Here is a 22,754-nt window from a genome sequence, read left to right on the forward strand (position 1 = left end):
TAAATACTTATTCACTTATAAGACTACCCGGTAAGCGTAAACTCAGAGGCTTGGTTCCCTGAGATAGAAGCTACACAGGGGATTTTAATCCCCGTGATCTTCTCTAACTGCCATTCTTATTTTTACTTGCCATAATCTAACATTATATGGACAGTATCTAGCCATACAGTCAAGGTAATCAAACAACCCGTAGACTCTGTACCTTCTCCCACAGGGAGACGCTAACGCGTTGGCGCAGCCTAAGAAAAGAAGACAATAAAATCTATAGGGTTCTATTACTAGGTATGAACTAATACATTAAAGCTGTCCTTATTTATGATGGTTGGCAATACTTAAAGGCGATCGCATTTCCTAAAAAGAGGCGATCGCTTCTAGAATTAGGGATGGGGACTCCAACCAAATCTCGAAAGAATTTCTTCCCCAATCTCCAGTCCCTAATTCCCAATCCCCAATTCAATTAGCTTTACGCTCTTTCAGCACTTGGTCTAGCAAGCTTCTAGCAGGTTGTGCTTTAGCCAACGCTACTTGATGGTCATTATAAGCACGAACAAGGCGAGAAAGACTACTCACACCTGCCTTAAGTTGCTCAAGTTCCTCACCAGCAACCAATTCTCCATCAAGCATCCGCCCAATCAACGGTTTGATATCGCCCACTTCCTGCCGGACTTTTTGGAGCTTTTCTAAGGTACTCAGTAAAGTTTTTAGTGAGTTTAATATATCGTCAATATCCTGGACATCCTCCACTGGCTCAGGCGAATCTTCAATTGTTACCGTATCTTTGTCGGAAACTGTAGGTAATTCCTCTACAGACGTTTCACTTGTAACCCCGTTTGCTCGTGCCATCAACGCTTCCTCAAGGAATTTCCCTCAGTGTATCGCTGATCTCAAGTTACCAAAGATAGTATTTTATAATTCGTTAAATAATTGTACGTAAAAACTTATCAAAGACTTATTTATCTGTGTCAGATGCGAAGTAATCACACAATTTTATAGAATCATTTGTACATTATTTACAGTGTTGCTGGAGAAGAGATATAGCCAGAGCAAAACTATTAGATTGAGTTTGGACTGCATAAGCTTCTCTTTCTAAATCTTGTCTGTAGACATCGGTATAGCGCATAAAAAATGCCCGGGCATAATTGATAGGTTGAATATCTAAATCTAAAGTTCTTATTTTACCTTTTCCTGCACATACTTGTGCAGCATGAACAGCTTCGTGGATTAGGGTCTGAGTACCAATGTGTAGGTCAAAAACTACTGGATTAATCCAAATTCTTTTGTGAGTTTCTTCTAATAAACCATAGGCTCCTCGCTTTGGTGGTAGCTCAATTATTACCTGAAATCCAAAGTTTTCTAATTGATTTTTTAAATCTATAAACTGTCGTTCCGGGATGGGGACTTGAGAAAGTAAAAATAAAGAATTTAACAGGAAAGCTTCTATCATTACAACTTGTGTATAGATTCAATGGTATCGCGAGAGTCCCCACCCTCTCTAAGAGACGCTATGCGAACAACTCTTAGAGGATGTTTGAAAAGTTCTTTTGTTGGTATCAAAAATTTTAGATCCCCCTAAATCCCCCGATAAATTGGGGGACTTAATTCCGGTTCCCCCCTTCTTAAGGCTACGGTGCCCTAAAAACCTAGCTTGATAAGCATTTCCTCGTTCCCAGGCTCCGCCTGGGAATGCATTCATTGAGTCTCTGACTCAATATTTGACTAGAGGCAGAGCCTCTAATCAGGCATTCCTATGCAGAGCATAGGAACGAGATAAACGAGAGAAAAATGGGAAATTGATCTTTTTTCGACTTATGTGTACACGGTAGCCTTTTTTAGGGGGGTTAGGGGGGATCTAAAAGTGCCTAAAGTCACAGTGAAACACTTTTCAAACAAACTCTTAGTAGGTGGGGAAAATGCTATTATCTAACTAAATCTTTCACCTTGTTTATAATGCTCACTGGATCAATGCCTTGATGGGGAAATTGTTCCCACAAACCGCCGCAACCTTCTTGATGAGTGCCAAGATGCGCGTATTTGGGAGTAAACCCACGCTCTAAAAGCCAGCTACCAAAACGACTGCCTAATCCAGTTCGACGGTTGAAGGATTCCACCACAAGAGCAAAAGGAGCATTACCAATTTTTGCCATCATCTCTTCGTCGATAACATTCAGGGTTGGTTTATTGATCAAACCTACATCTAGCCCTTCTTGCTGAAGACGCTCGACGGCATCAAGGGCACGATACAGAGCTTCACCAAAGCTGATGATGTAGCCTTGGGTTCCTTCTCGAATCACCTCATCTTTGCCAGGGACAAATTTATAATCGCTACCAAAAAGTTCATGGCCGTTTTTGTCGAGGATGTTAGGTACTTTAGAACGGGTGGAGAAAATAAACCGCAGTCCCGGAGCAAAAAACACAGCCTCTACACAGGCTTTCATTTGATTAGCATCAGATGGAAAGTAAAGACGTGTTTCGTAGCCATCATCTAATCCATTGTCAGCGAACATATTATTTAAACCGAAGTGGCAGGTGTTATCGGCCATATCATCGATACCTGCATGAGAAAAGTGGCAAAGTACATTGGAGTAGTTCAGCCGCGCCATCGTAATCTCTGAGATACACATTTCCAAGAACGCGCTAAAGGTTGCGAAAATACCTTGCTTTCCTGGTTCCATACCAAATCCGGCCGCAGCAGAAAAGTTTCCCCGCTCCATAATGCCAGAGGAAATAAAAATTTCCGGGTATGCATCGTGAATCTTCTTCAAACCACAGGAGCCTTCAAGATCGCTGTCGATGACTCTGACTTTTTGCTTGCGCTCTGCTTCACTAATGCGACTTAAGACAGCAACTACCGCATCACCAAACACATTGCGGTTAGCATCCCATTTGTTACTGGAACCAAGAAAAGTGTAGGTTTGTTTCGGTTTCTGAATGCTCTTGATGTATTCGACAGCAGCAGTTTGTTGGCGTGATTCTAGATATTGAATTGCTAGCTCTACGGAAATCACATCATGACCGTGGGTAGAACCTTCTAACCCTTTAATGCCAGGACACATGGGGCGTTTATTGATAATGGCAATTGGCCCAGGGGTAGTTACAGCTTCGCAAATACGACGGTATAGGTCGTCTAAGTCTTCCCCATCTCCTTCAAGTACCTTCAACCCATGCCCTTCTAAGGTTTTGGCGACGGAAAAACCGGGTAAGTATTTTGAAGGATGTCCGGCGATTGTCACATCATTATCATCAATTATTAACTTGACGTTTAGATGTTGAGCGACAGCCAAGCGGGCAGCTTCAGCGTCGTTGCCTTCCTGCTGGGAACCATCGGAACCAAGACAGAAAACAACCTTACCTGGATTTGCGATCGCCACACCATTAACATAAGGCCACATGTGCCCCAGTCGTCCAGAACTAAACTTTACACCAGGAGTTAGCCCCAATTCAGGATGTCCTGGTAAGTGGGAGTTTGCTTCACGATAGTGCAGAAGTTGCTCACTTGGTAAGTCACCATGTAAAGCTGCCATCAAATACTGAGTTGCAACTCGATGTCCAGCTTCATCAAAGAAAATCGGCACAAATTGATCCGATGCTGCCCGAAACAAGGCATCAAGTATAATCACCTCTGGTACTGTGTCATAAGGGCCACCAGTGTGACCACCCACCCCTCTAGCAGCCCCGGTGGCTGTAAAAAAGACGATCGCATCACGGCAAAGTTGAATATTTGTTTTTAAGCTCTCTCGTTGCTCCTGGGTAAGAGTTGCATTCGCTGGATTAAGAACCAGAGGCTTGTAAGCACTCAAATCAATGGGAAATTGAATGTTAGTAACAGTCATAAATTATTCCTTGGATTTAAACATTGGGGACTGGGGACTGGGCATGGGGGATTGGGCATTGAAAAGAGGCAGAGGGGCGGGGTGCGGGGTGCTGAGGAGAGGAATTTTCACCCTGCTCCCTGCTCCCTGCTCCCTGCTCCCTGCTCCCCAGCCCCTAGCCACTAACAAGCTAAGATTGTTAAATCTTGCTTGCACGAATGTGCTTGAATTTATTTAAAGGCGCTCGAAATATGCAGAAACCTGCACACCTATGAGTATAAACTCACAAACGTGCAATTTCAAGATCAAATATGCAACTTCAGGAAAATCAACTATGCTAACTGCGGAGCGACGACAATTCATCTTGGAGATTCTGCGTCGTGACAAAAAGGTGCTGTCATCGGAACTCAGCGCTGTTTTAAAGGTTTCTGAGGATACGATTCGTCGGGATCTGCGGGAACTTGCTGAATCTGGTTTTTTGCAGCGCGTTCATGGGGGGGCACTTCTACCTTCTCCAGCTCTTGCTAGTTATGCCGATCGCCAAAAGCAAGCACCAAAAGAAAAAGAAGCGATCGCTCGTGCAGCGGCAAAATTGGTCTGTACAGGACAGGTGGTGATTTTAGATGGAGGTACAACAACTCTCCAAGTAGCCCGTCATTTGCCCTTGGATTTGCAAGCGACAATTGTCACCAATAGCCCTCCCATTGCGATCGCCTTGGCAGAACATCCCCAGATTGAAGTTGTAATGTTGGGTGGACAACTCTACAAAAAAGCCTTAGTAAACGTTGGTGCAACTACAGTTGAGGCATTACGGATGATTCGTGCAGATTTGTGCATGTTGGGGGTGTGTAGTGTACATCCAGAATTTGGGATTAGTGTAGCGAACTTGGACGAAGCCCATGTCAAACGAGCGATGATTGCTGGGGCAGCAGAGGTAGTTGGATTAGCCACAGAGGAGAAGTTAGATACTGCTGCTCCTTATGTTGTGCAGTCGATTCATGCACTAACTTACCTTGTCACAGCACCGACTGTATCTGATCGGATGCTAACTTCTTACAAAGCTTTAGGTTTGACGATTATCCGTGACGAGTCGGCTTGAACCTGCCTCCTGTCTCCTTCAAGACCTTAACCTGTCAAGAATGCTAGCAACTTGGGTTATCTATTCATAAAATGTTAGGACAACTACTGTTCTGGATTGAGAAAACAGCTAGAAATAATGAAGTCTAAACATTTTCATAAAAGTTTTTCAAGATATGTTTCTAGATACATTTCGGAAAATCTCTGTCCGGCAAATTCCATCTTTAAAAAATAAAAGTATTTCATTAAAAAGTACACAAGATAGCGTCTTAAATTCAGATATTAAAGCCGTCAAGAATTGTCGAGAATGGATTATCTCTAAAACCAAAAACACTTTTGATAATACAAGAATATTAGGAGTAGTAGCTGCTGCTAATAAAGCCGACAGCTTTTTACCTTACACCATTCCCAAAATCATTCAACAAATCGCTGATATGGGAATGAAAGCGGATATAATTATTGGGCTAAATCATGGTTTTGAATGTCCAAAAGTAATCGAATATTTGAACTTATTGCCAAATGTCCAAATTACTCATTTATATACCGAACCCAAGCCAGAAAATAATATTTCAGCTAAGATATTTGACAATGTAAAATGCATAGGTGAACCTTATTTTTTAGATAATATTTCTCCTGAATCTTCTCAGCATAGAATATTTATTATTCACCAGAAAGTTAGTTTACATTCATCAGGTAAGATCAGAGTTTTAGGTGATATTTATGGCTCATTACTGTTAAAAAGTATAGAAAAGGGATGGACGCCTCCTGAGTTTATAGTAACTTTCGATGCTGAAACTCAGTTCTTACTGGAAACCAAATCTCAAGCAATCGAGTCGAATTTAGATACTAATAGCTTGATGCTAATAGTTAATGAGCTAAAAAAAAGTCCACAAATCGATATTGTAAGTACACGCAATAAATTTGTGGTTTATCAAAAATCTACGCTGGATAACATGGAAATTCTCTCACCTGACTATAGTCAAGAAGTACCTCCTATCCAGTTCTTTCTAAATGTTGTACATGGTAGATTTTCTGGTTATAAGTGGAACCCTGGAGGTGGTATTGTTGCTAGAACAGATGCAATAATTAGCTTGTTAGTGATAATTAGTGAAAGATATCCAGGAATAAGAGTTGAAGATGTACATCTCAGTATATTAGCTCATCATGCTGGTTTTAGCTCTGATATATTATTGAAAGTTATCTCTATAAATAGATGTCCTAAGATAGGTGAGATGACTACGAATAGTTCCCTCAAAAGTGCTTGGATGGAGCAAATTTATAGATGGAATTCTGGCTGTAAAGGTTTAGAGTTATGTTACGGTAAACACAATATTAGTCCAATAGTAGATGATGGATTTCCTTGGTTTACCATCACAAAATCACTAGATTTTTTACGAGTATTGATAGGTCATAGGAAAATTAATTTATCCACTATTATTAAAAACGTGAATTTTCTGGCGATCGCTCTAATTACTTCCCGTCAAATAAGACGGAAAAGCTCTCATAACCCTGATATCTTACAAGGCCCTACAGCCAAAGCTTTTTGGTAAAAATTAAGATTCTTCGGTACTTGTATACCTCTCACAGATGGCGGGGATTAGGGATTGGGCAAAAATGTTTTCCCAGTCCCCAGTAGCCAATTCCCTGAAATGCGATCGCCTTTAACAAATACCAAGACGCACAACACAACTACTTTTGTTGGTATCAATTTTTTCCAGAAGTTGTTTTTTCACCTTCGTAAGCTAAGGCCTGATCACCTGCTTGGGCAAATCTCTGGGCGAGTTCAATCAGCTGTTGTCGCTGTTGATCATCAAAAATACCAGCCGGAGGAGGCATCAGTTTCTCTTTGATTTGGCGCACTGTTTCATGTCGTAAGGTGAGAGCCTGATTTGGATAATTCAGTATTAATAAAGGATTCTGTTTAGCTGCGTTGTCTGGACTGTGGCAGACAAAACAAGCATTTTCCCGCAGCTTGGCCTCAAATGCACGATAAGCAGCATCAACTTTAGTAACATGTGGGTTCGATGGAGAAAACAAACGTGTGTATAGTGTCACATAAGGCTGCTTTTTCCCCTTAGCATCATTCCAAATCCATTTACCATCCCACGCAACATCTACCTTTGGACGCTTTAGATCAACTACCGCTGAACGCAACGAACCTATAAGTTTCTTCTGTTCTAGAAAGAAAAGTAATTCCGTAGCTTGCTGGTAAGAATCCCACTTTTTCGATGAGTGCCAGAACGGATAAGGAAAATCTCCAATATCAAGCTGATTCCGAAACTGAATGGGAAGGTGGATGACAATCAGATTATTTACCTGTTCAACCTTCGGTTCGCCTTTAAACATAAAGGTAGAGAGGTAAGTACGACGCCAGACTAAGGGATCAAATTCGGTTGTTTGATTATCTTTGAGATTGTAGTTAGCAACTTTATTTTGTGCGCCCCATAAAAAGGGTACGTTCATAGTTTCGCGCAAAATTGTTAGCTTGGCGAGTTTGTCAGCGCAGGAGTTGAAGGCAGCTAAATTTTTAGCATTAGAGACAACGGGACAAGCCGCAATAATTTCTTTGCCGACTTTCTTAGCTAGTTCTATGTCCGGCGATGCTTCTTGTGCTGATACTGTATTCTTGGTGTTTAGTGCTTGTGTTATGGATATCAAGAGGGCGATCGCTACTACTATGCTCAATAACACAAACCGCGTAGGCGCAGCCCACCGCAGGCATCGCGAGTAAAATTTCCGAAGACTAGGCATTGGGGAATTCTTCAACTAAATAATCCAAACAAATAGTAGAGACGCGAAATTGCACTTTCGCTCTGCTAACGCGTCTCTAAGTCTGCTTTTCTAGATTATGAAAGCTTTAAATCGTGATTTTTGTCCCATCAAATTTGGTGAATGTGAAACCTCCAAATGTTTCGCGGAACGTTAGTTTCTCATCTCTGAGAATACCAATTGCGATCGCTTCACCAAGAGCTAGAGAAGCTGCTGCATCGGTGCGCCAGTGAATCCCTGCACTGTTACGACCTAAACCAATATTGGCAGCCAGTTTGTTCAACTCACCCTCCACAGTTAGGGGTGGCCCCTGGTAAGGGATCAACTTGGTAGGATCGTTGGGATCGGGTATCACCGGATTGGGAATCACATAATCACCATCGAATAACGCCTTCAGAATCGTCACACTCGCTCCTGCAGTTACCGAAGCACCACCGGGATAAGAAGAGTGTGTCGGCGAACCTTCTGGGAAGAATTGTGGTAGTAGATAGGATTGATATTTACTATATATGCGATCGAGTGCTTCTGACTGGAAGATATCGGGGTGAAGCGGATAGTTAGTTTTATTCACCTTGTTGTTGTGAACTAATCCACCAAAAGCCTCTGATCGCAGACGGCGGTGAACATAGTACTTCTGCCAGTAAGCTGCTCTGATTGCATGGGGGCTAACCCAGCCAATCAGCGAAGTCGAATACCCAGGGCCAAATGTCCCTGAACCACCCGATTGGGTCTTCGATTTGTTGTAGGGATTACTGGGATTGTAAGGTGCGCCAACACCACCAATTAAGGGGTTTTCACTTACTGGTCTTGCCAACAAAATCGCGGCAGCATTTGCATAGACGGGTGGTGGGGTATGGGCAATCTCACCTTGATCGCGCCCGTTGATAAAATAGCGCCGAGTTGAGTCAAACTTAATCGTCCGACCAGAAGAACCTCCATTCTGCACTAGCAGCCACTCGTCATAGTTGGTTTGGAAGCTGTTTTCAGGAACAGCCAGAGGAACGCGGTGAAGTTGAGGATAACTCAGTGTTCCCGCAGGCACAGGACGTAGTAAAAACTGAGATACATAAGGGCCTGTATCTGCCCCTGCTAGTGTGTGGTAAGTCGTTCGACCAGAGGCATCGACATAAATTGCTGTGCCGCGAAATAGCAGTTCGGGAGTAATACGTCCGTTTTCTTTCGGCCCCTTAAAATCTGATAAGCGATTGAGATCCTTAACTGCTGCTAAAACCAGTGGGTTCGTGGTGTCGTTACGGTATTCGCTAAATGGAACGTCCTGTAACAAGCCTTGCCAAGCAATTTCAATAAATTCAGCCGCTTGCTCTGCACTATTAAGGGTGGGTGGTACTGGAATCGCCACTTGGCAAGTATTCACCCCACTCAAGCTAATTGCTAATGGAGTGAGCGGTTGCACCAGTTTCCGTCCACCACCCAAGATGATCTTTTCATACTCGTTGGGATCACCAGAGTTCAGCGCATTAATAAAAGATTGATAAGCCTTTAGATCAACTTCACCCAGCTGGTTATGGGGTAATCCTCGTGTATCCGTCGCAATTTTGTTAGCGTACTTGGCTTCATCCCCATTGGTGAGATGGGAAGGAATGGGAATTTCTCGATTAACCTTGGCTGCTGTTGTACGTACTTGAAATGCTTTATCACGTAAGTTGCCATAGTTAGACTTTGCAGCTGGTTGCTGCGCCTGCACAACATTTCCTCCTTTCTTCAAGGAAAAGGATGAACTGAAAACTCCTGCTACAACACTAGCCGCACCAAATAAACCGGCGCGACCGAGAAATATACGTCTGCTAGCGCGACCAAGGAATAATCTTCTACTACCTGCGTTAGTTTGAGGTTGCTTAGTTTTTGTTATTTCACTATCAGCCTGAGCATTTTTTTCAGAATCTTGATGAAAATTGGGATCTGCTTGCATATAAGTTGTTCTCCACTGGCAAAAAATAATTCAAAAATATAGCCATGAGTAAATACATGAGCGGCTAAAAGCTAGAATGACTTTTAGCCACACATGGAATTCCCACCTCCAGAAAAGAGGGCAATCTCACTGGATTTGGTATAAAATCTGCGATTGTTCTACTAGAAGGTAACTTGCACTGGAGATGCTTCTCCTGACAGCCATGTAAGTATTTACTGCTAATATTCAAGCTTTCATCACATGGCTATTACACTTCCGTAGTCTTAATCAATCCAATAGCTTGTTGCCAGGATTCAAGCCTCGCTATATTAGCTGTACTTTCTTCCAGTCATGTTGAAAAATACGGTAAATCTATCGACTTACCGTATTTAGATGTTAAATCAGACTCTCTCACAAACGGTGATGAAAATCAAGAGGTTTTTACAATAAACTTAGCAAGAGCGTGAAAGCCTTGGAGAAAGGGGCACACAGCGAGTATTCTGTGCTACCGAGGATAAAACGCGACACGGCGGTTGTTGCAATACGGTTCGGTTAAAGGGGAAAGGGGAAAGGTTTTAATACATCCTTTACCGAATGGCACTAAGAAAAGATACAGCCCTTACTCTAACTGGTTCCCAGCCTCTAGGCTGGGAACCCATTCTTGTAGGCTCCGCCTCCAGTAGCTTGACAAGAGGCAGAGCCTCTTTTAAATACATTCCCAGCCTGGAGGCTGGGAACGAGACTAAACAAGCCTTTGGGCTTCTCTTAGTGCCATTCCATCCTTTACCCTTTAACCTAAAACCAATTCCCAGACCACAAGGAAAGTGAAGAGTGCTTATCCGAAGCGTATTGGCGGTTGTTGTTGAAGGGTCGAGTTGAGATAATTAGGCGTAGCCCGTAGTAGACATCAATATCTCATAAAAACAGACTTAGTACAGCACGGCGGAAATAAACCACCCATTCCCAATCAACAAAACCCTTACGCTGTCTTCATTTTTAATTTTTAATTTTTAATTTTTAATTTTTAATTCCGCCTTGCGGTACTTAGGCTTTATTTGATTGTGGAAGTAAGCCCAACTGTGCGTAAATTGGATGTACTATTTTTCTTATTTGGGGTAGTTGTCTACTAAAGAAATATGCTCCTAAAATGCAACAAATACCGCCAAAGAATAAAGCATTGGTAACGCCAAAGTAACCTGCCAATGCTCCAAAAAATAAATTGCCAAAAGGTAGTATTCCTAAAAAACCAGTTGTAAATATACTAGTTACTCTACCTCTTTTATCTTCCTCAAGAAGAATGGATTGCATAAAGTTACTAATTGAAGCCAGAGTTAGAGTATTATTCATGCCGATGATAAACATGAATATTAGACAAATTTCTAAATTGGTTGACCGGGAAAAAACTATTAAACCTAAACCTAAAATTGCGGCAGAGCTTGCTATAATCTTTCCGAGTCCGATGACATTTTTTCTGGAAATAAGATAAATACCTGAAACTATGGAACCAAATGCCGAAGAGGTCATCAAGAAGCCCATAGTTTCAGCGTTCCCATTCAGAACTTCTTGAGCAAAAATCGGCACCAAATTAACATGAGTCATCCCCATAAAACAGATAATAATTTGCAATAGTAATAAATATTTAATTGGCAAAAATTTGTATGCGTAAACGAACCCCTCTTTGAGGTTATTCCAAATTTGAGTTTTTTGAGCCGATGAATTATTTATAACTGGGTTTATTTTGATAGTTAAAATTGCAGATAAAAATGGTAGATAACTAATACTATCTACTAAAAAACAGGAGGCTGCACCAGACCTAGCAATCAGTAAACCCCCAATCATGGGACTAACGAACTTCGCTGTATTAATCAAGAATGAATGAGAAGCCATCGCACTATAAGTATCTGATTTCTTATCCAAAAGCCTGGGAATAATTACCTGACGTGCTGGCAAATCGAAAGCCTTTACCGTTCCTTGAAGCGTACCGATGACAAGAATCCATACAACATTAATGTTACCACTAATAGTTAGAAAAGTTAGTGTAGAAGATAGCAGGATAGATACTAGCTGAGTAGTTAAGAGGACATATCGGAGATTCCAGCGATCCAGCAATACTCCTACTAAAGGAGTAATAATCAAACCCATAGCTTGATTTGTAAATCCAGCTACACCAACTAAGACAGCCGAATTAGTTAATTGATAAACTAGCCATACTAAAGCAATTTGAGTCATCCAAGACCCAAAAAAAGATAAGCTTTGTCCGATAACGAAACAAGAAAAATTTACGGATTTAAGCGCAGGTGGAAGTTCAAAAGAAACAAATTTTAGTTTGTTTTTTTGGAAGTTTTCTCTATTAGTTGGTAGCATGAGCGTTTCCCTATTTTAAAATTGTTGCAGCCCTGATTTGTCAAAATAGACTTCACTTGAAAATATGAACTAGTGGTTCGTTGTGAGCGATAAATTGCTCAGTTTCAAGGGACAGAGCCACTAGTACCGCAAGGCGGAATTAAAAATTAAAAATTAAAAATGAAGACAGCGTAAGGGTTTTATTGATTGGGAATGGGTGGTTTATTTCCGCCGTGCTGTACTAGAGATGTTGTAATGCGATGTCTCTGCTAATTTTTTTGATTAAGTTTTAGCAGACTTGAATATCACCAGCCCTGAGAGAGTATTAGCAAGACTTAATATTAGTAACACAGAAAGTTTGCATGCTTACTATTAATACAAAAAAATGGCCGCACTATAAATAGAATACGTATCATACCATGTCTGGTCAAATACCCACAATTATTGTTAGGACTTACGCAAACAATAGCCGAAACTCTGATTTTACAGTAGGGGCAATCCATGAACATTGGTGTCAACTTAGCGTAAAAGCCAGCCTAGAACTAGCTTTTAGCTTACCTCGTTCCCAGTCTCCGACTGAGAATGCTCGTCGTTGAGGCTCCGCCTCCCTTATTGGCGGCAGAGCCGCCAGGAGCAGCATTTCCAGCCAGAGGCTAGAAACGAGATTTGAAAAGGGTTTTAGCTTAAGTTGACACTAATGATCCATGAATTGCTCCTACCGCGTGTCATTTTGCGCTCCTAATGGGAAGCAGCAAGGGTTTGAGGTTATTGATGCTCAATTAAGCACAGGTGAAATTACAGCCAAGCTCGGTCGTATTGAACAGGCCAGAGTTTATCGTGTCCCAGTTGTTTGGCTGCCAGATGTGGCCAGTAAGGATTGCGGAGTAGTTCCCGTCCCAACAGCACTATGTCAGCTACTTCTGTACGAATAATCTCGTCAGCTTGTTCAGGAGATGTAATTAAGCCCACGGCTCCTGTATGAATATCGGCTTCGCGACGGATGCGTTCGGCAAACTCAGTTTGATAACCAGGTTTAATTGGTATATTAATGCCAGGTATAATACCGCCCGATGAAGTATCGATGAGATCAACTCCTAAAGACTTGAGTTTGTCGCTTAAAGCAATACTTTGCTCAATGTCCCAGCCATTGTCTGCCCAATCGGTGGCGGAGATGCGTACCCAAAGGGGATGTGTTTGGGGCCAAACCTCTCGGACTGCTTGAACTACTTCTCTGAGAATACGAGTCCGGTTTTCAAAGCTACCACCATAATCATCTTGACGGTGGTTAGAAAGAGGTGAGAGAAACTGGTGCAGTAAGTAACCGTGGGCAGCATGGATTTCAACTACCTTGAAACCGGCTTGCAAAGAACGTTTGGCAGCTTCGACAAAGGCATCAATAACTTGTTGAATTCCCTCAAGACTGAGGGCTTCTGGAACTGGGCTATCTTCGCTAAAGGCGATCGCACTACTCGAAATCAAGGGACGCCAACCTTCCTGAGATTCATCTAGTGCTTTTCCTCCCTTACTCGGTTTGGCAGTACTGGCTTTTCTGCCTGCATGAGCAAGTTGAATACCTGCAACAGCGCCAAAGTTATGAATCAATGCTACAGCTTTAGCTAAAGTTTCTATATGTGCATCTGACCAGATTCCCAAATCTTGCGGGCTAATGCGTCCACGCGGCTCCACCGCTGCTGCCTCTGTGATCACTATACCTGCACCGCCAACTGCGCGAGAAGCCAGATGAATAACGTGCCAATCATTAGCATATCCATTTGTACTGGAATATTGACACATGGGTGAAACGGCGATGCGGTTGCGAAAGGTAACTTCACGAATCTTGAATGGTTCAAACAGATGTGCCATTGATATTGATTCCTTCTCTTGCTAGGTAAAAGAAATTGGGGATTGGGGATTAGGGATTAGGGATTAGGGACTGGGGATTAGGTTTACACTCGTAAAAATTATGTAAGAGACGAATGGCACTAAGTTAAGATACAGCCCTTGCCCTAACTGGTTCCCAGCCTGGAGGCTGGGAAATCATTCTCGGAGGCTCCGCCTCCTCTTTCTTGATAAGAGGCAGAGCCTCTCGGAACTCGTTCCCAGCCTCTAGGCTGGGAACGAGGATACAATAAGTCTTTGGGCTTTTCTTAGTGCCATTCATGTAAGGGACTTTGACTCCTCCCAAATTTTGGAACAATTTCCCAGTACCCAGTCTCACAGCAGTGTTCCTCCCGCCATTACTACCAGTTAAACAGCAGAACTCATTATGATGCACCAAAATATAGAATAGTAGCTTAAATACTTGTTGAAGTTTATTGACGCTGTGGCGTACTTGAATCTCGATCAAGACTTGGATGAATAGGCTGAACATGAGGCTGTTGAGTCTGTGATTCCCAAATATCGCGTTTTCCTAGTTCTTGATCTACTAATAACTGTAAATGGTCTGGTAATTTAGTTGTCTGCCAAATTGACCACATTTCTCCACAAAATAATTCTTTTTCAACTTGTCCAAAAAACATTGCTTTATTCTCCAGTAATGTCATGATTTAAGTTTAGTAACTCCTACTTTCTGAAAGACGAAGTAACAAAATTGTCATCCTTCATGCTTTCGTAGTATTTAAAATACAGGTACTATTCGACCCTGGTATTGCTTATTAATAAAATCTCTCACCTGTGGGTCATTTAGCAGCTTGTTTAGCTTCTGAATTTTGGATTCCTTTTCTCGACCCTGTAATGTGACTAATGCCAGGGCATACTTTGTATCTTTAGCTGTTTCCTGTCCCATAGATTGGGGTGTTATTCCTGCTAGAGCAACAGTTTGAGCCGAAGAAACAATGAAATCTACATCATTAATAGCTCGAACTACTTGGACTCCTTCTACTTCCTTGATTTGTAAGTTTTTAGGATTATCGGCTATGTCTCTTTGGGTGACAAATTCCTTGGTATTTTCCTTGAGTTTAATTAAGCCATTGCTTGCCAGTAATCTTAATCCTCGATCATTATTAATCACGTCATTGGCAATTGTGACGGTGGCATTTTGGGGAACCTCATTCACAGATTTGAGATTTTTTGAGAAAAGTCCAAGTGTGCTTAATGAAACTAGATTTAATGGAACTAAATTGATTTTGAGTTCTTTGACAGCATTATTCATGAAAGGTCGATGTTGAAAAAAGTTGGCATCGATTAGATTGTCTTTTAAAGCTGTATTTGGTTGTATCCAGTCATTAAAGGTAACAACTTTTACTTCTAATCCTTCCTGAGGTGCTAGTTTAGTATTTACAAACTTCAGAATATCTTCAGATATGATTCCCGTCACTCCGACTTGAATAACTTCTTTTTGTGCAGTTGCTTGGGCTGTATTTGAAGTTACTTGAGCTTTTTGTTGACTACAGCTAGCAAAGAATATGGAGGTGCTAAATGAGCCTAAAGCTGTAAGGAAAAATCGGCGGTTAATTTTTCGATGTTGTATGTTCATAAGCAATATTCTTGGTTAAATTTAAACGAAGCGCTCCAGACGCAGAGAGAAAATAGAAGATTCAAGAGTTGACGAATTCTGGTTCAATACTCTCAATGTAAAAAGTATCACCAGTAGCCAACCATAAACTTTGCAGCAATTCTTGCCCTTGCATCAATGAATCTCCATTTCCAACTCTGATTTGGGTAAATATTTCAAGGTTTGGGCGACTTTTAATCCTTCTAGGTTGATAATTTATTTATATACTACGGTAAATCAATAGATTAATAGTAGTTTAACTATAAGATTTGCATAGATTTTTGAAAATGGTCAAGATTTACGGACAAGCAACAGAAAATCAAGCTACCCACACCAACACCATGCCGTAGGTTGCCCTTTTGATGTCGCTTCTAGACATGTACTGGTGAAGCGTGAGCATCCAGCGATCAATAGCAATTTTTTGTTTTACTTATGTAATATTCGTCAAAAAAATTCCTAAAAATGTATTAAGAAGTACAGTATTTTAGGCAGCGATTAGGTTTATAGGTATTTATCGAACAGAATTCAGGAGTCAGAATGGGCTAAACCTTAGCTATCCGCTAACAGGATGAATGTTCTTGAGCAAACAATTTCTGGGGATGGGATAAGCGGATTTCCTGGTCTGTACGGGTATGATTCACCACTATGTATTTTTCAAACTTACCAGAACAGACTCTCAAAAAAGCAATGCGATCGCGTTTAATTCAGGCGATCGCATAAACAAGATTCCTAACTTGTTTAGAGAAGTTGGGAATCTGAGCCTTTCATGACTCAATATCTAATTGGATGCTCCCCATTTTCACGAAGAAACAGCTTTCAAATGTGAGGCGTGAGATAAGTAGTTCGAGTCAATCACCCGATTACGCCCAGAAGTTTTAGCCTGTAAGAGACATTGATCGGCACGGTACAGCAGACTTTCTCCTTGCTCATCATCCTCAGATCGCAGAGAAGCTGTACCCAGACTAATGGTGATATTAATTGCCAGTTTATTGTTGAGTGCAAATGGTTCGTCGCTGACTACGCGATTGAGACGACGGGCGACTAATAGTGCTTCGTCATCACTAGTGTTAGCCAGAAGAATTACAAATTCTTCGCCACCATAGCGGAATGCTGTGTCTTGACAGCGCAGATTGTGGCGCAAACGCTGACATAGTATTTGCAAAATGCGATCGCCTGCTAAATGCCCGTGAGTATCGTTAACTTTCTTAAAATGATCTACATCCAGAATAATCAAACTCAGAGAAGTTTTTTGAGTCCTAGCTCTTTGAATTTGCCTGGGCAAGTCCCATTCTAAAGCACGACGATTATTTAATTCTGTTAAGGAATCGGCTAAGGCGATCGCAGATAACATATCATTTGCCCGAATCAAATCTCGGTATTTTTGTGCTTTCCGCAAGCCAACAGTCAATTGAGCAAATATTAAGCCATGATTAGCATTCAATTCTGCCAAACTATGGTCTGTTTTTTCTTCAATAAGATGCCAAATATAAGCATCTGCTCCTTGCTTTAGGGCCGCAGCACTCATCTCTAATTCTCTATGCCAACCCTTATTTCTATCAGCTAGCTGTTGGGAACGATCCTCGAAGAGAATACAGTATATCCACGATAGTTTTGTCTGGTCTTTCAACCAAGTGCACAGTTCCATGCTGCCATCTAGGCTAGCCTGTACAAGTATTATATCGGGGGGCGTTGTTTGAATCCGCGATACTGCCTGATTCAAATTGTCCATAACTTCTACACTAAAAGCGGTCGCATAACGGATCTGATCTGGAAGTGTGGCGATAAAGTAATTTTTTCCAAAGATCAGAATAGAAATATTCATTGCTTTATTTTTTATCCTATTTAAATTTTAAAGAATTAGATTGAGTAGCTTAATGCTTTTGCCTAATACTAAATATGATGTTTTAGGCTGAGTTAATTTTTTGATATATATTTTTAAAACCACCAAACTTACACTATTTTTCCAAGTTTAATCTCCTTTTTGGGCTTGAAATTTACTACTACAATTTCTGAAGTATCTCCTTCTGACAACTAATGTCTTCTTTACACTTTGTTTTTCAAACAGTAAAAATACTGAATATTATATGGATGTATAAAAATGATTGCTGTAGTTTCTTAAGTGCTATTTCCCTGAGAAAATTACCAAAAAAATAGCTTGTAATAACCGTCATATTAGTCAGTTAAATTTCTTTTCAAGTAGAAAAATAAAGAAAATATAAAGTTTTTTCATCCAATTATAAAAACCCAAATTGTATCGTTGAATTAAAAATGTTATTTCCCATAGAACACCTCAGCCTTTTCATTTGCTAATCAGGCTTTTATCAAGTATTAAGATAGGAGTTAAGTTTCAAAAAACAATGCCAATTAAATAGACAGCAAAACTCCTTTCTACTATGGTTAGTAGCTTTTTTTAACTAATATGCCCTACGTTTGCAAAGCAAAATTAAAGGGTTAAAGATTCATAATTTAAGTGAGTTATGAATCTTTGCTTAACAACGTTTTCGCAGGAGAAAGAAAATGTTTCTGCCTACGCTTTATAACTGTTTGTTTATTTAGTTAATTCACATCTTTTTTGTTTGCTGCAACAGCATAAATCCAAAAAAAAAGCTAAATAAAAAACTTGATGTCAAAACCTGCCCCTAATGTGGGTAAATTAGTTAGATTCCGCCCGTAGAAGGGCAGAAAAAATATAAAAAATTTTGTTAGCGTCGTCTGAGATATTAAAATCTAAACTTCTGTGACAAGTTAGAAGCGATCAGTAACCTTCAACAGTGTAACCAGCAGCAACAATTACCTGTTTGATTGACTCCTCAGAAGCTGCGGATTCCACTATTACAGTTTTAGCGTTAACATCAATATCCACCTTGGCATCAGGTTCCATAACGTGGATAGACTCAGTAATTGTATTTGCACATCCCTCACAAGCAATATTTGATACTTTCAGTTTTAGTGCCATTTGTTACCTCAGTATGGGTTTTTTAAATTATTTCTTAAGGATTAATCTTAACAATCGAAGCCAGATTGTGCATCCCGCCAGAGTCAGATAATGGTATAAAAGCGTCCTAATCACTGCATCTTGCTCACCGACTGGCACAATTTGCTGGCAGTAATATGAAACAAAATGCAAGAATATATAAAGTTATTTATGAAAATACACTTATTTAGTGCCGCCACGCCCAAGTCTAAAGTTAAAAACACCTATGTCTTCAAATCCCCAGTACCTAAGCGGTAACGAAATTCGCAACATATTTCTCGACTTCTTTGCCAAACGGGAACACCAAATTCTCCCAAGTGCCTCCCTCGTGCCAGAAGACCCAACCGTGCTGCTGACGATCGCGGGGATGCTACCATTTAAGCCGATATTCTTAGGGCAGCGCACACCAGAATTTAAGCGGGCTACAACTTCACAAAAGTGTATCCGTACCAACGACATCGAAAATGTTGGACGTACCAAACGGCATCACACCTTTTTTGAGATGCTGGGTAATTTCAGCTTTGGTGATTATTTTAAAGAACAAGCGATCGCTTGGGGTTGGGAAATCTCTACACAAGTCTTTGGCTTTTCCCCCCAAAATCTGGTTGTCAGTGTTTTTGAAGATGATGATGAAGCCTTTGGAATCTGGCGCGATCAAATCGGTGTGCCGGTAGCGAGAATTAAACGCTTGGGCGAAGATGATAACTTTTGGGTATCTGGCCCCACTGGCCCTTGCGGCCCTTGTTCGGAAATTTATTATGACTTTCACCCAGAACGCGGCGACGAAAATATCGATTTAGAAGACGATTCCCGGTTCATCGAGTTTTACAACCTCGTCTTCATGCAATATAACCGGGATGTATCAGGCAATTTAACGCCGCTGCAAAACAAGAATATCGACACCGGCATGGGTTTGGAGAGAATGGCGCAAATCCTCCAAAAAGTACCCAATAATTACGAAACTGACCTAATTTTCCCAATTATCCAAACAGCCGCCCAAATTGCTGGCATTGATTACCACAGCAGTGATGAGAAAACCAAAATCTCTCTAAAAGTTATTGGTGATCATGTTCGTTCTGTTGTCCACATGATTGCTGATGAAATCCGCGCCTCCAACGTGGGACGGGGTTATGTGCTGCGGCGATTAATTCGGCGGGTGGTGCGTCATGGGCGATTAATTGGGATTTCTGGCGAATTTACTACCCAAGTTGCTGAAACTGCGATCGCACTTTCCGAATCAGCTTACCCTAATGTACGCCAACGGGAAGCAGCAATTAAAGCTGAGTTGCAACGGGAAGAATCCAATTTTCTCAGAACTTTGGATAGAGGCGAAAAACTGCTAGAAGAAATTATCCAAGAGGTAAAACAGCGAGGGGAAACTAAAATTAGCGGTGAAAGTGTATTTACTCTTTACGATACCCACGGTTTCCCCTTTGAACTTACTCAAGAAATTGCTGAGGAAAACAGCCTAACAGTTGATGTTGAAGGATTTCAGAAAGCAATGGAAATCCAACAAGAAGACAGTAGAGGCGCACATGAAACCATCGATTTAACTGTGCAAGGTTCCCTCGATAAATTAGCAGAACACATCCAAGTCACCGAATTTATTGGCTACACCCAACCGACGGCGACGGCAAAAGTCGAAGCGATTTTGGTAGAAGGTGTTTGCCAAGAGGAAGTAGAAGCGGGAACAGAAGTGCAAATTGTCCTTGATAAAACGCCATTTTATGCTGAATCTGGGGGACAAATTGGCGATCGCGGTTATATCTCTGGTGATGGTATTGTAGTTCGGGTAGAAGATGTGAAAAAAGAATCTGATTTCTTTGTTCATTTCGGACGCATCGAACGCGGTACACTGCGCGTAGGCGATAATGTTACAGCCCAAATTGATCCGGCTTGTCGCCGTCGCGCCCAAGCTAACCATACCGCAACGCACCTGTTGCAAGCGGCATTGAAGAAAATTGTTGATGAGGGCATCTCTCAAGCAGGTTCCCTAGTTTCCTTTGACAGATTGCGCTTTGACTTCAACTGTCCCCGCGCATTGACAGCAGAGGAAGTCCAACGAGTTGAGGAACAGGTGAACAGTTGGATTGCCCAAGCATATACTGCAAAAGTGGAAGTATTACCTTTGGCAGAGGCAAAAGCTAGGGGTGCTGTTGCCATGTTCGGGGAAAAATACGGCGACGAAGTGCGCGTGATTGACTTTCCTAGCGTATCAATGGAACTATGCGGTGGAACTCATGTTAGTAACACTGCTGAAATTGGCGTGTTTAAGATTATCTCGGAAGCTGGTGTAGCTTCTGGGGTAAGGCGGATTGAAGCTGTTTCGGGGCCAGCAATATTAGATTATCTCAACCTGCGGGATAAAGTAGTTAAAGATTTAAGCGATCGCTTTAAAGTTAAACCCGAAGAATTACCAGACAGAATCACAAGTCTGCAAAGCGAATTGAGAAATAGCCAGAAAGAATTAGAAACCTTGAAGGTACAATTAGCGATCGCAAAATCTGACAGCTTGCTACAAACAGCCCAAACCGTAGGCGAACATAAAATTATTGTCGCCCAATTAGAAGATGTTGATCCAGAATCATTGAAAACCGCAGCCGAACGCTTACTGCAAAAAATCGGTAACGGTGCAGTGGTACTGGGTTCAGTTCCCGAAGAGGGGAAAGTTAGTATAGTTGCAGCTTTTAGTTCAGAAGTGAACAAAAAAGGTTTGCAAGCTGGTAAATTTGTAGGTGCGATCGCTAAAATCTGCGGCGGCGGCGGCGGCGGAAGACCGAACTTAGCCCAAGCCGGCGGACGCGATGCGAGTAAATTACCAGATGCGTTGGGACAAGCGGAAAGTGATTTAAAGTCCGCGTTGGGTTAACCATCTTCCTCAATCCGGTTCGTTAAAAAGCTACGGTGTACACACATCTTTGTACAAAACCAAAATCATTGTATATCCTCCTAAATTCCCCTTAAAAATGAGACTTGGAAGTTGTATGTACACCGTAGCTTACTAAGCTTGGTAACAAAGATTTGGGTGTTCCTCAGTTGCTTAGGAAACGCTATAACCCTCTTCCATCAATCTAGTACAGCGCGGCGTAATTCGTAATACCAATTTGAAAAAAGAATGCGACAAATATATCATTTGTAGAGACGCGATTCATCGCGTCTTTACCCAAGGATGTGTTGCAATCATTAATTGAATTGGTCTTATTAGTAAAAAGTTTCAGTGCATAATATAGCTCAATTGCATAGTATGTACTGAAAAAATAATTATTCTTTGCCTGTGTTTGTTTACCGATTTACCCAAAGACTCTAATTACTATCGGTACTAAGCAAATGGATTTGAACCACCAGCGAATGGATTTGAACCACCAGCAAATGGATTTGAACCACCAGCAAATGGATTTTGACCACCTGCGAATGGATTTGAACCACCAGCAAATGGATTTTGACCACCTGCAAATGGATTTGAACCACCTGCGAATGGATTTGAACCACCTGCGAATGGATTTGAACCACCAGCGAATGGATTTGAACCACCAGCAAATGGATTTGAACCACCAGCAAATGGATTTGAACCACCCGCGAATGGATTTTGACCACCAGCGAATGGATTTTGACCACCCGCGAATGGATTTGAACCACCTGCAAGTGAGGGGATTACGTTATCACCCAGTTCCTCGTTAAGCCTTGAATTAATCTGGTCGTTAATAGTAACTCTCAAACCAAACCCGTCTGGTATTTCAGTTGTGCTGATTTGGTTGCCAGTACCAGTCAAAGGGTCACGACCGCCACCTGCCGATGGATTTACACCGCCTGCAAAGATATTCCAGAAGTTGTCATCAGCAAAAGGATTACCACCATAGGGGAAATCAGTTCCATTATTGCCACTACCACCGAATGGACTATCGCTACCTTGTCCATTACCAAGACCGCTAAATATGTTGGAGAGGTCTTCATCACTCAGAACTTCACTCAGACTACCGAAGGGTGAATTTATCAACAGATTGTTCCCACCAGTAGAAGAGTTCCCGCTATCACTATTAATCAAATCTGTCATTAGAACTAATCCTCCTATTTTTAGCATGAAAATCTTGCTCGCATATAGGAATCCAACTTGAGTCTTGCGAGGTATTGTAAGAATTAAAACTTTATCCGGCAAGCTTTAAAGCAGATTGGCTTTTCAAAAAAGTATGGGATTCCTATAGCTATTTGAACAGACAAAATTAAGTCCGCTTCATGAATTTCTTGTTTTTTTAGCCAAACAGTTATTAGTTTTTAGTTTGTAATCTATGCTACTTGCATCTACAATCTATTTGATTTAGCTTCTCAAGACAATAAAAAATATTTTGATAATTTTGTCAAATCTTTAGATATTTTAATGAATGC

General features: G+C 41.3%; 16 protein-coding genes and 1 pseudogene. 4 read left to right on the forward strand and 13 right to left on the reverse strand.

The genetic code is table 11. The annotated features are described in order from the left end of the window. Positions 1–453: 453 nt before the first annotated feature. The 3 genes from HUN01_RS07460 to HUN01_RS07470 all read right to left on the reverse strand — a co-directional run bounded on the left by HUN01_RS07460 (position 454) and on the right by HUN01_RS07470 (position 3,830). The gene (locus HUN01_RS07460; protein ID WP_181930734.1) at positions 454–843 is read right to left on the reverse strand and encodes a hypothetical protein; all 390 of its coding nucleotides are present in this window, start codon (positions 841–843) and stop codon (positions 454–456) included. Positions 844–1,006: 163 nt separating this feature from the next. After that, the gene (locus HUN01_RS07465; protein WP_181930735.1) at positions 1,007–1,444 is read right to left on the reverse strand and encodes a hypothetical protein; all 438 of its coding nucleotides are present in this window, start codon (positions 1,442–1,444) and stop codon (positions 1,007–1,009) included. A 472-nt stretch (positions 1,445–1,916) separates the two neighbouring features. Continuing rightward, positions 1,917–3,830, reverse strand: a complete 1,914-nt coding sequence (locus HUN01_RS07470) for a transketolase C-terminal domain-containing protein (protein WP_181930736.1) — start codon at positions 3,828–3,830, stop codon at positions 1,917–1,919. A 313-nt stretch (positions 3,831–4,143) separates the two neighbouring features. Between HUN01_RS07470 and HUN01_RS07475 the strand changes: the two genes are divergently transcribed. Both HUN01_RS07475 and HUN01_RS07480 read left to right on the forward strand, forming a co-directional pair. Next, a complete protein-coding gene (locus HUN01_RS07475; RefSeq protein WP_181930737.1) occupies positions 4,144–4,908 on the forward strand; it encodes a DeoR/GlpR family DNA-binding transcription regulator in 765 nt (254 codons plus the stop codon). A 154-nt stretch (positions 4,909–5,062) separates the two neighbouring features. Then, on the forward strand, positions 5,063–6,436 hold the full coding sequence (locus HUN01_RS07480; protein WP_181930738.1) for a hypothetical protein: 1,374 nt from the start codon (positions 5,063–5,065) through the stop codon (positions 6,434–6,436). Between the two features lie 154 nt (positions 6,437–6,590). Here the strand turns inward: HUN01_RS07480 and HUN01_RS07485 are convergent, their stop codons facing one another. The 3 genes from HUN01_RS07485 to HUN01_RS07495 form a co-directional block, all read right to left on the reverse strand. After that, positions 6,591–7,637, reverse strand: coding sequence for a hypothetical protein (locus HUN01_RS07485; protein WP_181930739.1), 1,047 nt, complete (start codon positions 7,635–7,637; stop codon positions 6,591–6,593). A 106-nt stretch (positions 7,638–7,743) separates the two neighbouring features. Next, entirely contained in the window at positions 7,744–9,585 is a 1,842-nt protein-coding gene (locus HUN01_RS07490; RefSeq protein ID WP_181930740.1) for a vanadium-dependent haloperoxidase, read from the reverse strand. Positions 9,586–10,608: 1,023 nt separating this feature from the next. Further along, positions 10,609–11,793: an MFS transporter gene (locus tag HUN01_RS07495; RefSeq protein ID WP_238846063.1), complete on the reverse strand. Its 1,185-nt coding sequence runs from the start codon at positions 11,791–11,793 to the stop codon at positions 10,609–10,611. A gap of 533 nt (positions 11,794–12,326) precedes the next feature. Here HUN01_RS07495 and HUN01_RS07500 point away from each other — a divergent pair. Then, the gene (locus HUN01_RS07500) at positions 12,327–12,503 is read left to right on the forward strand and encodes a hypothetical protein (RefSeq protein WP_181930742.1); all 177 of its coding nucleotides are present in this window, start codon (positions 12,327–12,329) and stop codon (positions 12,501–12,503) included. A gap of 199 nt (positions 12,504–12,702) precedes the next feature. Here the strand turns inward: HUN01_RS07500 and namA are convergent, their stop codons facing one another. The 6 genes and pseudogenes from namA to HUN01_RS07530 form a co-directional block, all read right to left on the reverse strand. Next, positions 12,703–13,770 carry an NADPH dehydrogenase NamA gene (namA, locus tag HUN01_RS07505; protein ID WP_181930743.1) on the reverse strand — a complete coding sequence of 356 codons (1,068 nt, stop codon included), beginning with the start codon at positions 13,768–13,770 and terminating at the stop codon, positions 12,703–12,705. Between the two features lie 449 nt (positions 13,771–14,219). Continuing rightward, positions 14,220–14,450 carry a hypothetical protein gene (locus HUN01_RS07510; RefSeq protein ID WP_181930744.1) on the reverse strand — a complete coding sequence of 77 codons (231 nt, stop codon included), beginning with the start codon at positions 14,448–14,450 and terminating at the stop codon, positions 14,220–14,222. 74 nt (positions 14,451–14,524) lie between these two features. After that, positions 14,525–15,382: a MetQ/NlpA family ABC transporter substrate-binding protein gene (locus HUN01_RS07515; RefSeq protein ID WP_181930745.1), complete on the reverse strand. Its 858-nt coding sequence runs from the start codon at positions 15,380–15,382 to the stop codon at positions 14,525–14,527. Positions 15,383–15,966: 584 nt separating this feature from the next. After that, a pseudogene (locus tag HUN01_RS07520) lies at positions 15,967–16,098 on the reverse strand (peptide chain release factor 3); the annotation flags it as partial. A gap of 101 nt (positions 16,099–16,199) precedes the next feature. Next, the gene (locus HUN01_RS07525) at positions 16,200–17,222 is read right to left on the reverse strand and encodes a GGDEF domain-containing protein (RefSeq protein WP_181930746.1); all 1,023 of its coding nucleotides are present in this window, start codon (positions 17,220–17,222) and stop codon (positions 16,200–16,202) included. A 933-nt stretch (positions 17,223–18,155) separates the two neighbouring features. Continuing rightward, entirely contained in the window at positions 18,156–18,356 is a 201-nt protein-coding gene (locus tag HUN01_RS07530; protein ID WP_181930747.1) for a heavy-metal-associated domain-containing protein, read from the reverse strand. 244 nt (positions 18,357–18,600) lie between these two features. On the opposite strand from HUN01_RS07530, the gene alaS reads away from it, so the two are divergent. Further along, positions 18,601–21,243 (forward strand): alanine--tRNA ligase, encoded by a 2,643-nt coding sequence (gene alaS, locus HUN01_RS07535; protein WP_181930748.1) that lies wholly within the window; start codon positions 18,601–18,603, stop codon positions 21,241–21,243. A gap of 450 nt (positions 21,244–21,693) precedes the next feature. On the opposite strand, the gene HUN01_RS07540 is transcribed toward alaS, so the two are convergent. Then, entirely contained in the window at positions 21,694–22,425 is a 732-nt protein-coding gene (locus HUN01_RS07540) for a hypothetical protein (protein ID WP_181930749.1), read from the reverse strand. Positions 22,426–22,754 lie beyond the last annotated feature (329 nt).

This window comes from Nostoc edaphicum CCNP1411 (assembly GCF_014023275.1).
In the GTDB taxonomy this organism is placed as follows: Bacteria; Cyanobacteriota; Cyanobacteriia; order Cyanobacteriales; family Nostocaceae; genus Nostoc; species Nostoc edaphicum_A.

Coding starts and splice junctions, on each gene's coding strand:
- HUN01_RS07460 (WP_181930734.1), bottom strand. CDS start 843: ATGGCACGAGCAAACGGGGTTACAAGTGAAACGTCTGTAGAGGAATTA.
- HUN01_RS07465 (WP_181930735.1), bottom strand. CDS start 1,444: ATGATAGAAGCTTTCCTGTTAAATTCTTTATTTTTACTTTCTCAAGTC.
- HUN01_RS07470 (WP_181930736.1), bottom strand. CDS start 3,830: ATGACTGTTACTAACATTCAATTTCCCATTGATTTGAGTGCTTACAAG.
- HUN01_RS07475 (WP_181930737.1), top strand. CDS start 4,144: ATGCTAACTGCGGAGCGACGACAATTCATCTTGGAGATTCTGCGTCGT.
- HUN01_RS07480 (WP_181930738.1), top strand. CDS start 5,063: ATGTTTCTAGATACATTTCGGAAAATCTCTGTCCGGCAAATTCCATCT.
- HUN01_RS07485 (WP_181930739.1), bottom strand. CDS start 7,637: ATGCCTAGTCTTCGGAAATTTTACTCGCGATGCCTGCGGTGGGCTGCG.
- HUN01_RS07490 (WP_181930740.1), bottom strand. CDS start 9,585: ATGCAAGCAGATCCCAATTTTCATCAAGATTCTGAAAAAAATGCTCAG.
- HUN01_RS07495 (WP_238846063.1), bottom strand. CDS start 11,793: ATGACTCAAATTGCTTTAGTATGGCTAGTTTATCAATTAACTAATTCG.
- HUN01_RS07500 (WP_181930742.1), top strand. CDS start 12,327: ATGTCTGGTCAAATACCCACAATTATTGTTAGGACTTACGCAAACAAT.
- namA (WP_181930743.1), bottom strand. CDS start 13,770: ATGGCACATCTGTTTGAACCATTCAAGATTCGTGAAGTTACCTTTCGC.
- HUN01_RS07510 (WP_181930744.1), bottom strand. CDS start 14,450: ATGACATTACTGGAGAATAAAGCAATGTTTTTTGGACAAGTTGAAAAA.
- HUN01_RS07515 (WP_181930745.1), bottom strand. CDS start 15,382: ATGAACATACAACATCGAAAAATTAACCGCCGATTTTTCCTTACAGCT.
- HUN01_RS07525 (WP_181930746.1), bottom strand. CDS start 17,222: ATGAATATTTCTATTCTGATCTTTGGAAAAAATTACTTTATCGCCACA.
- HUN01_RS07530 (WP_181930747.1), bottom strand. CDS start 18,356: ATGGCACTAAAACTGAAAGTATCAAATATTGCTTGTGAGGGATGTGCA.
- alaS (WP_181930748.1), top strand. CDS start 18,601: ATGTCTTCAAATCCCCAGTACCTAAGCGGTAACGAAATTCGCAACATA.
- HUN01_RS07540 (WP_181930749.1), bottom strand. CDS start 22,425: ATGACAGATTTGATTAATAGTGATAGCGGGAACTCTTCTACTGGTGGG.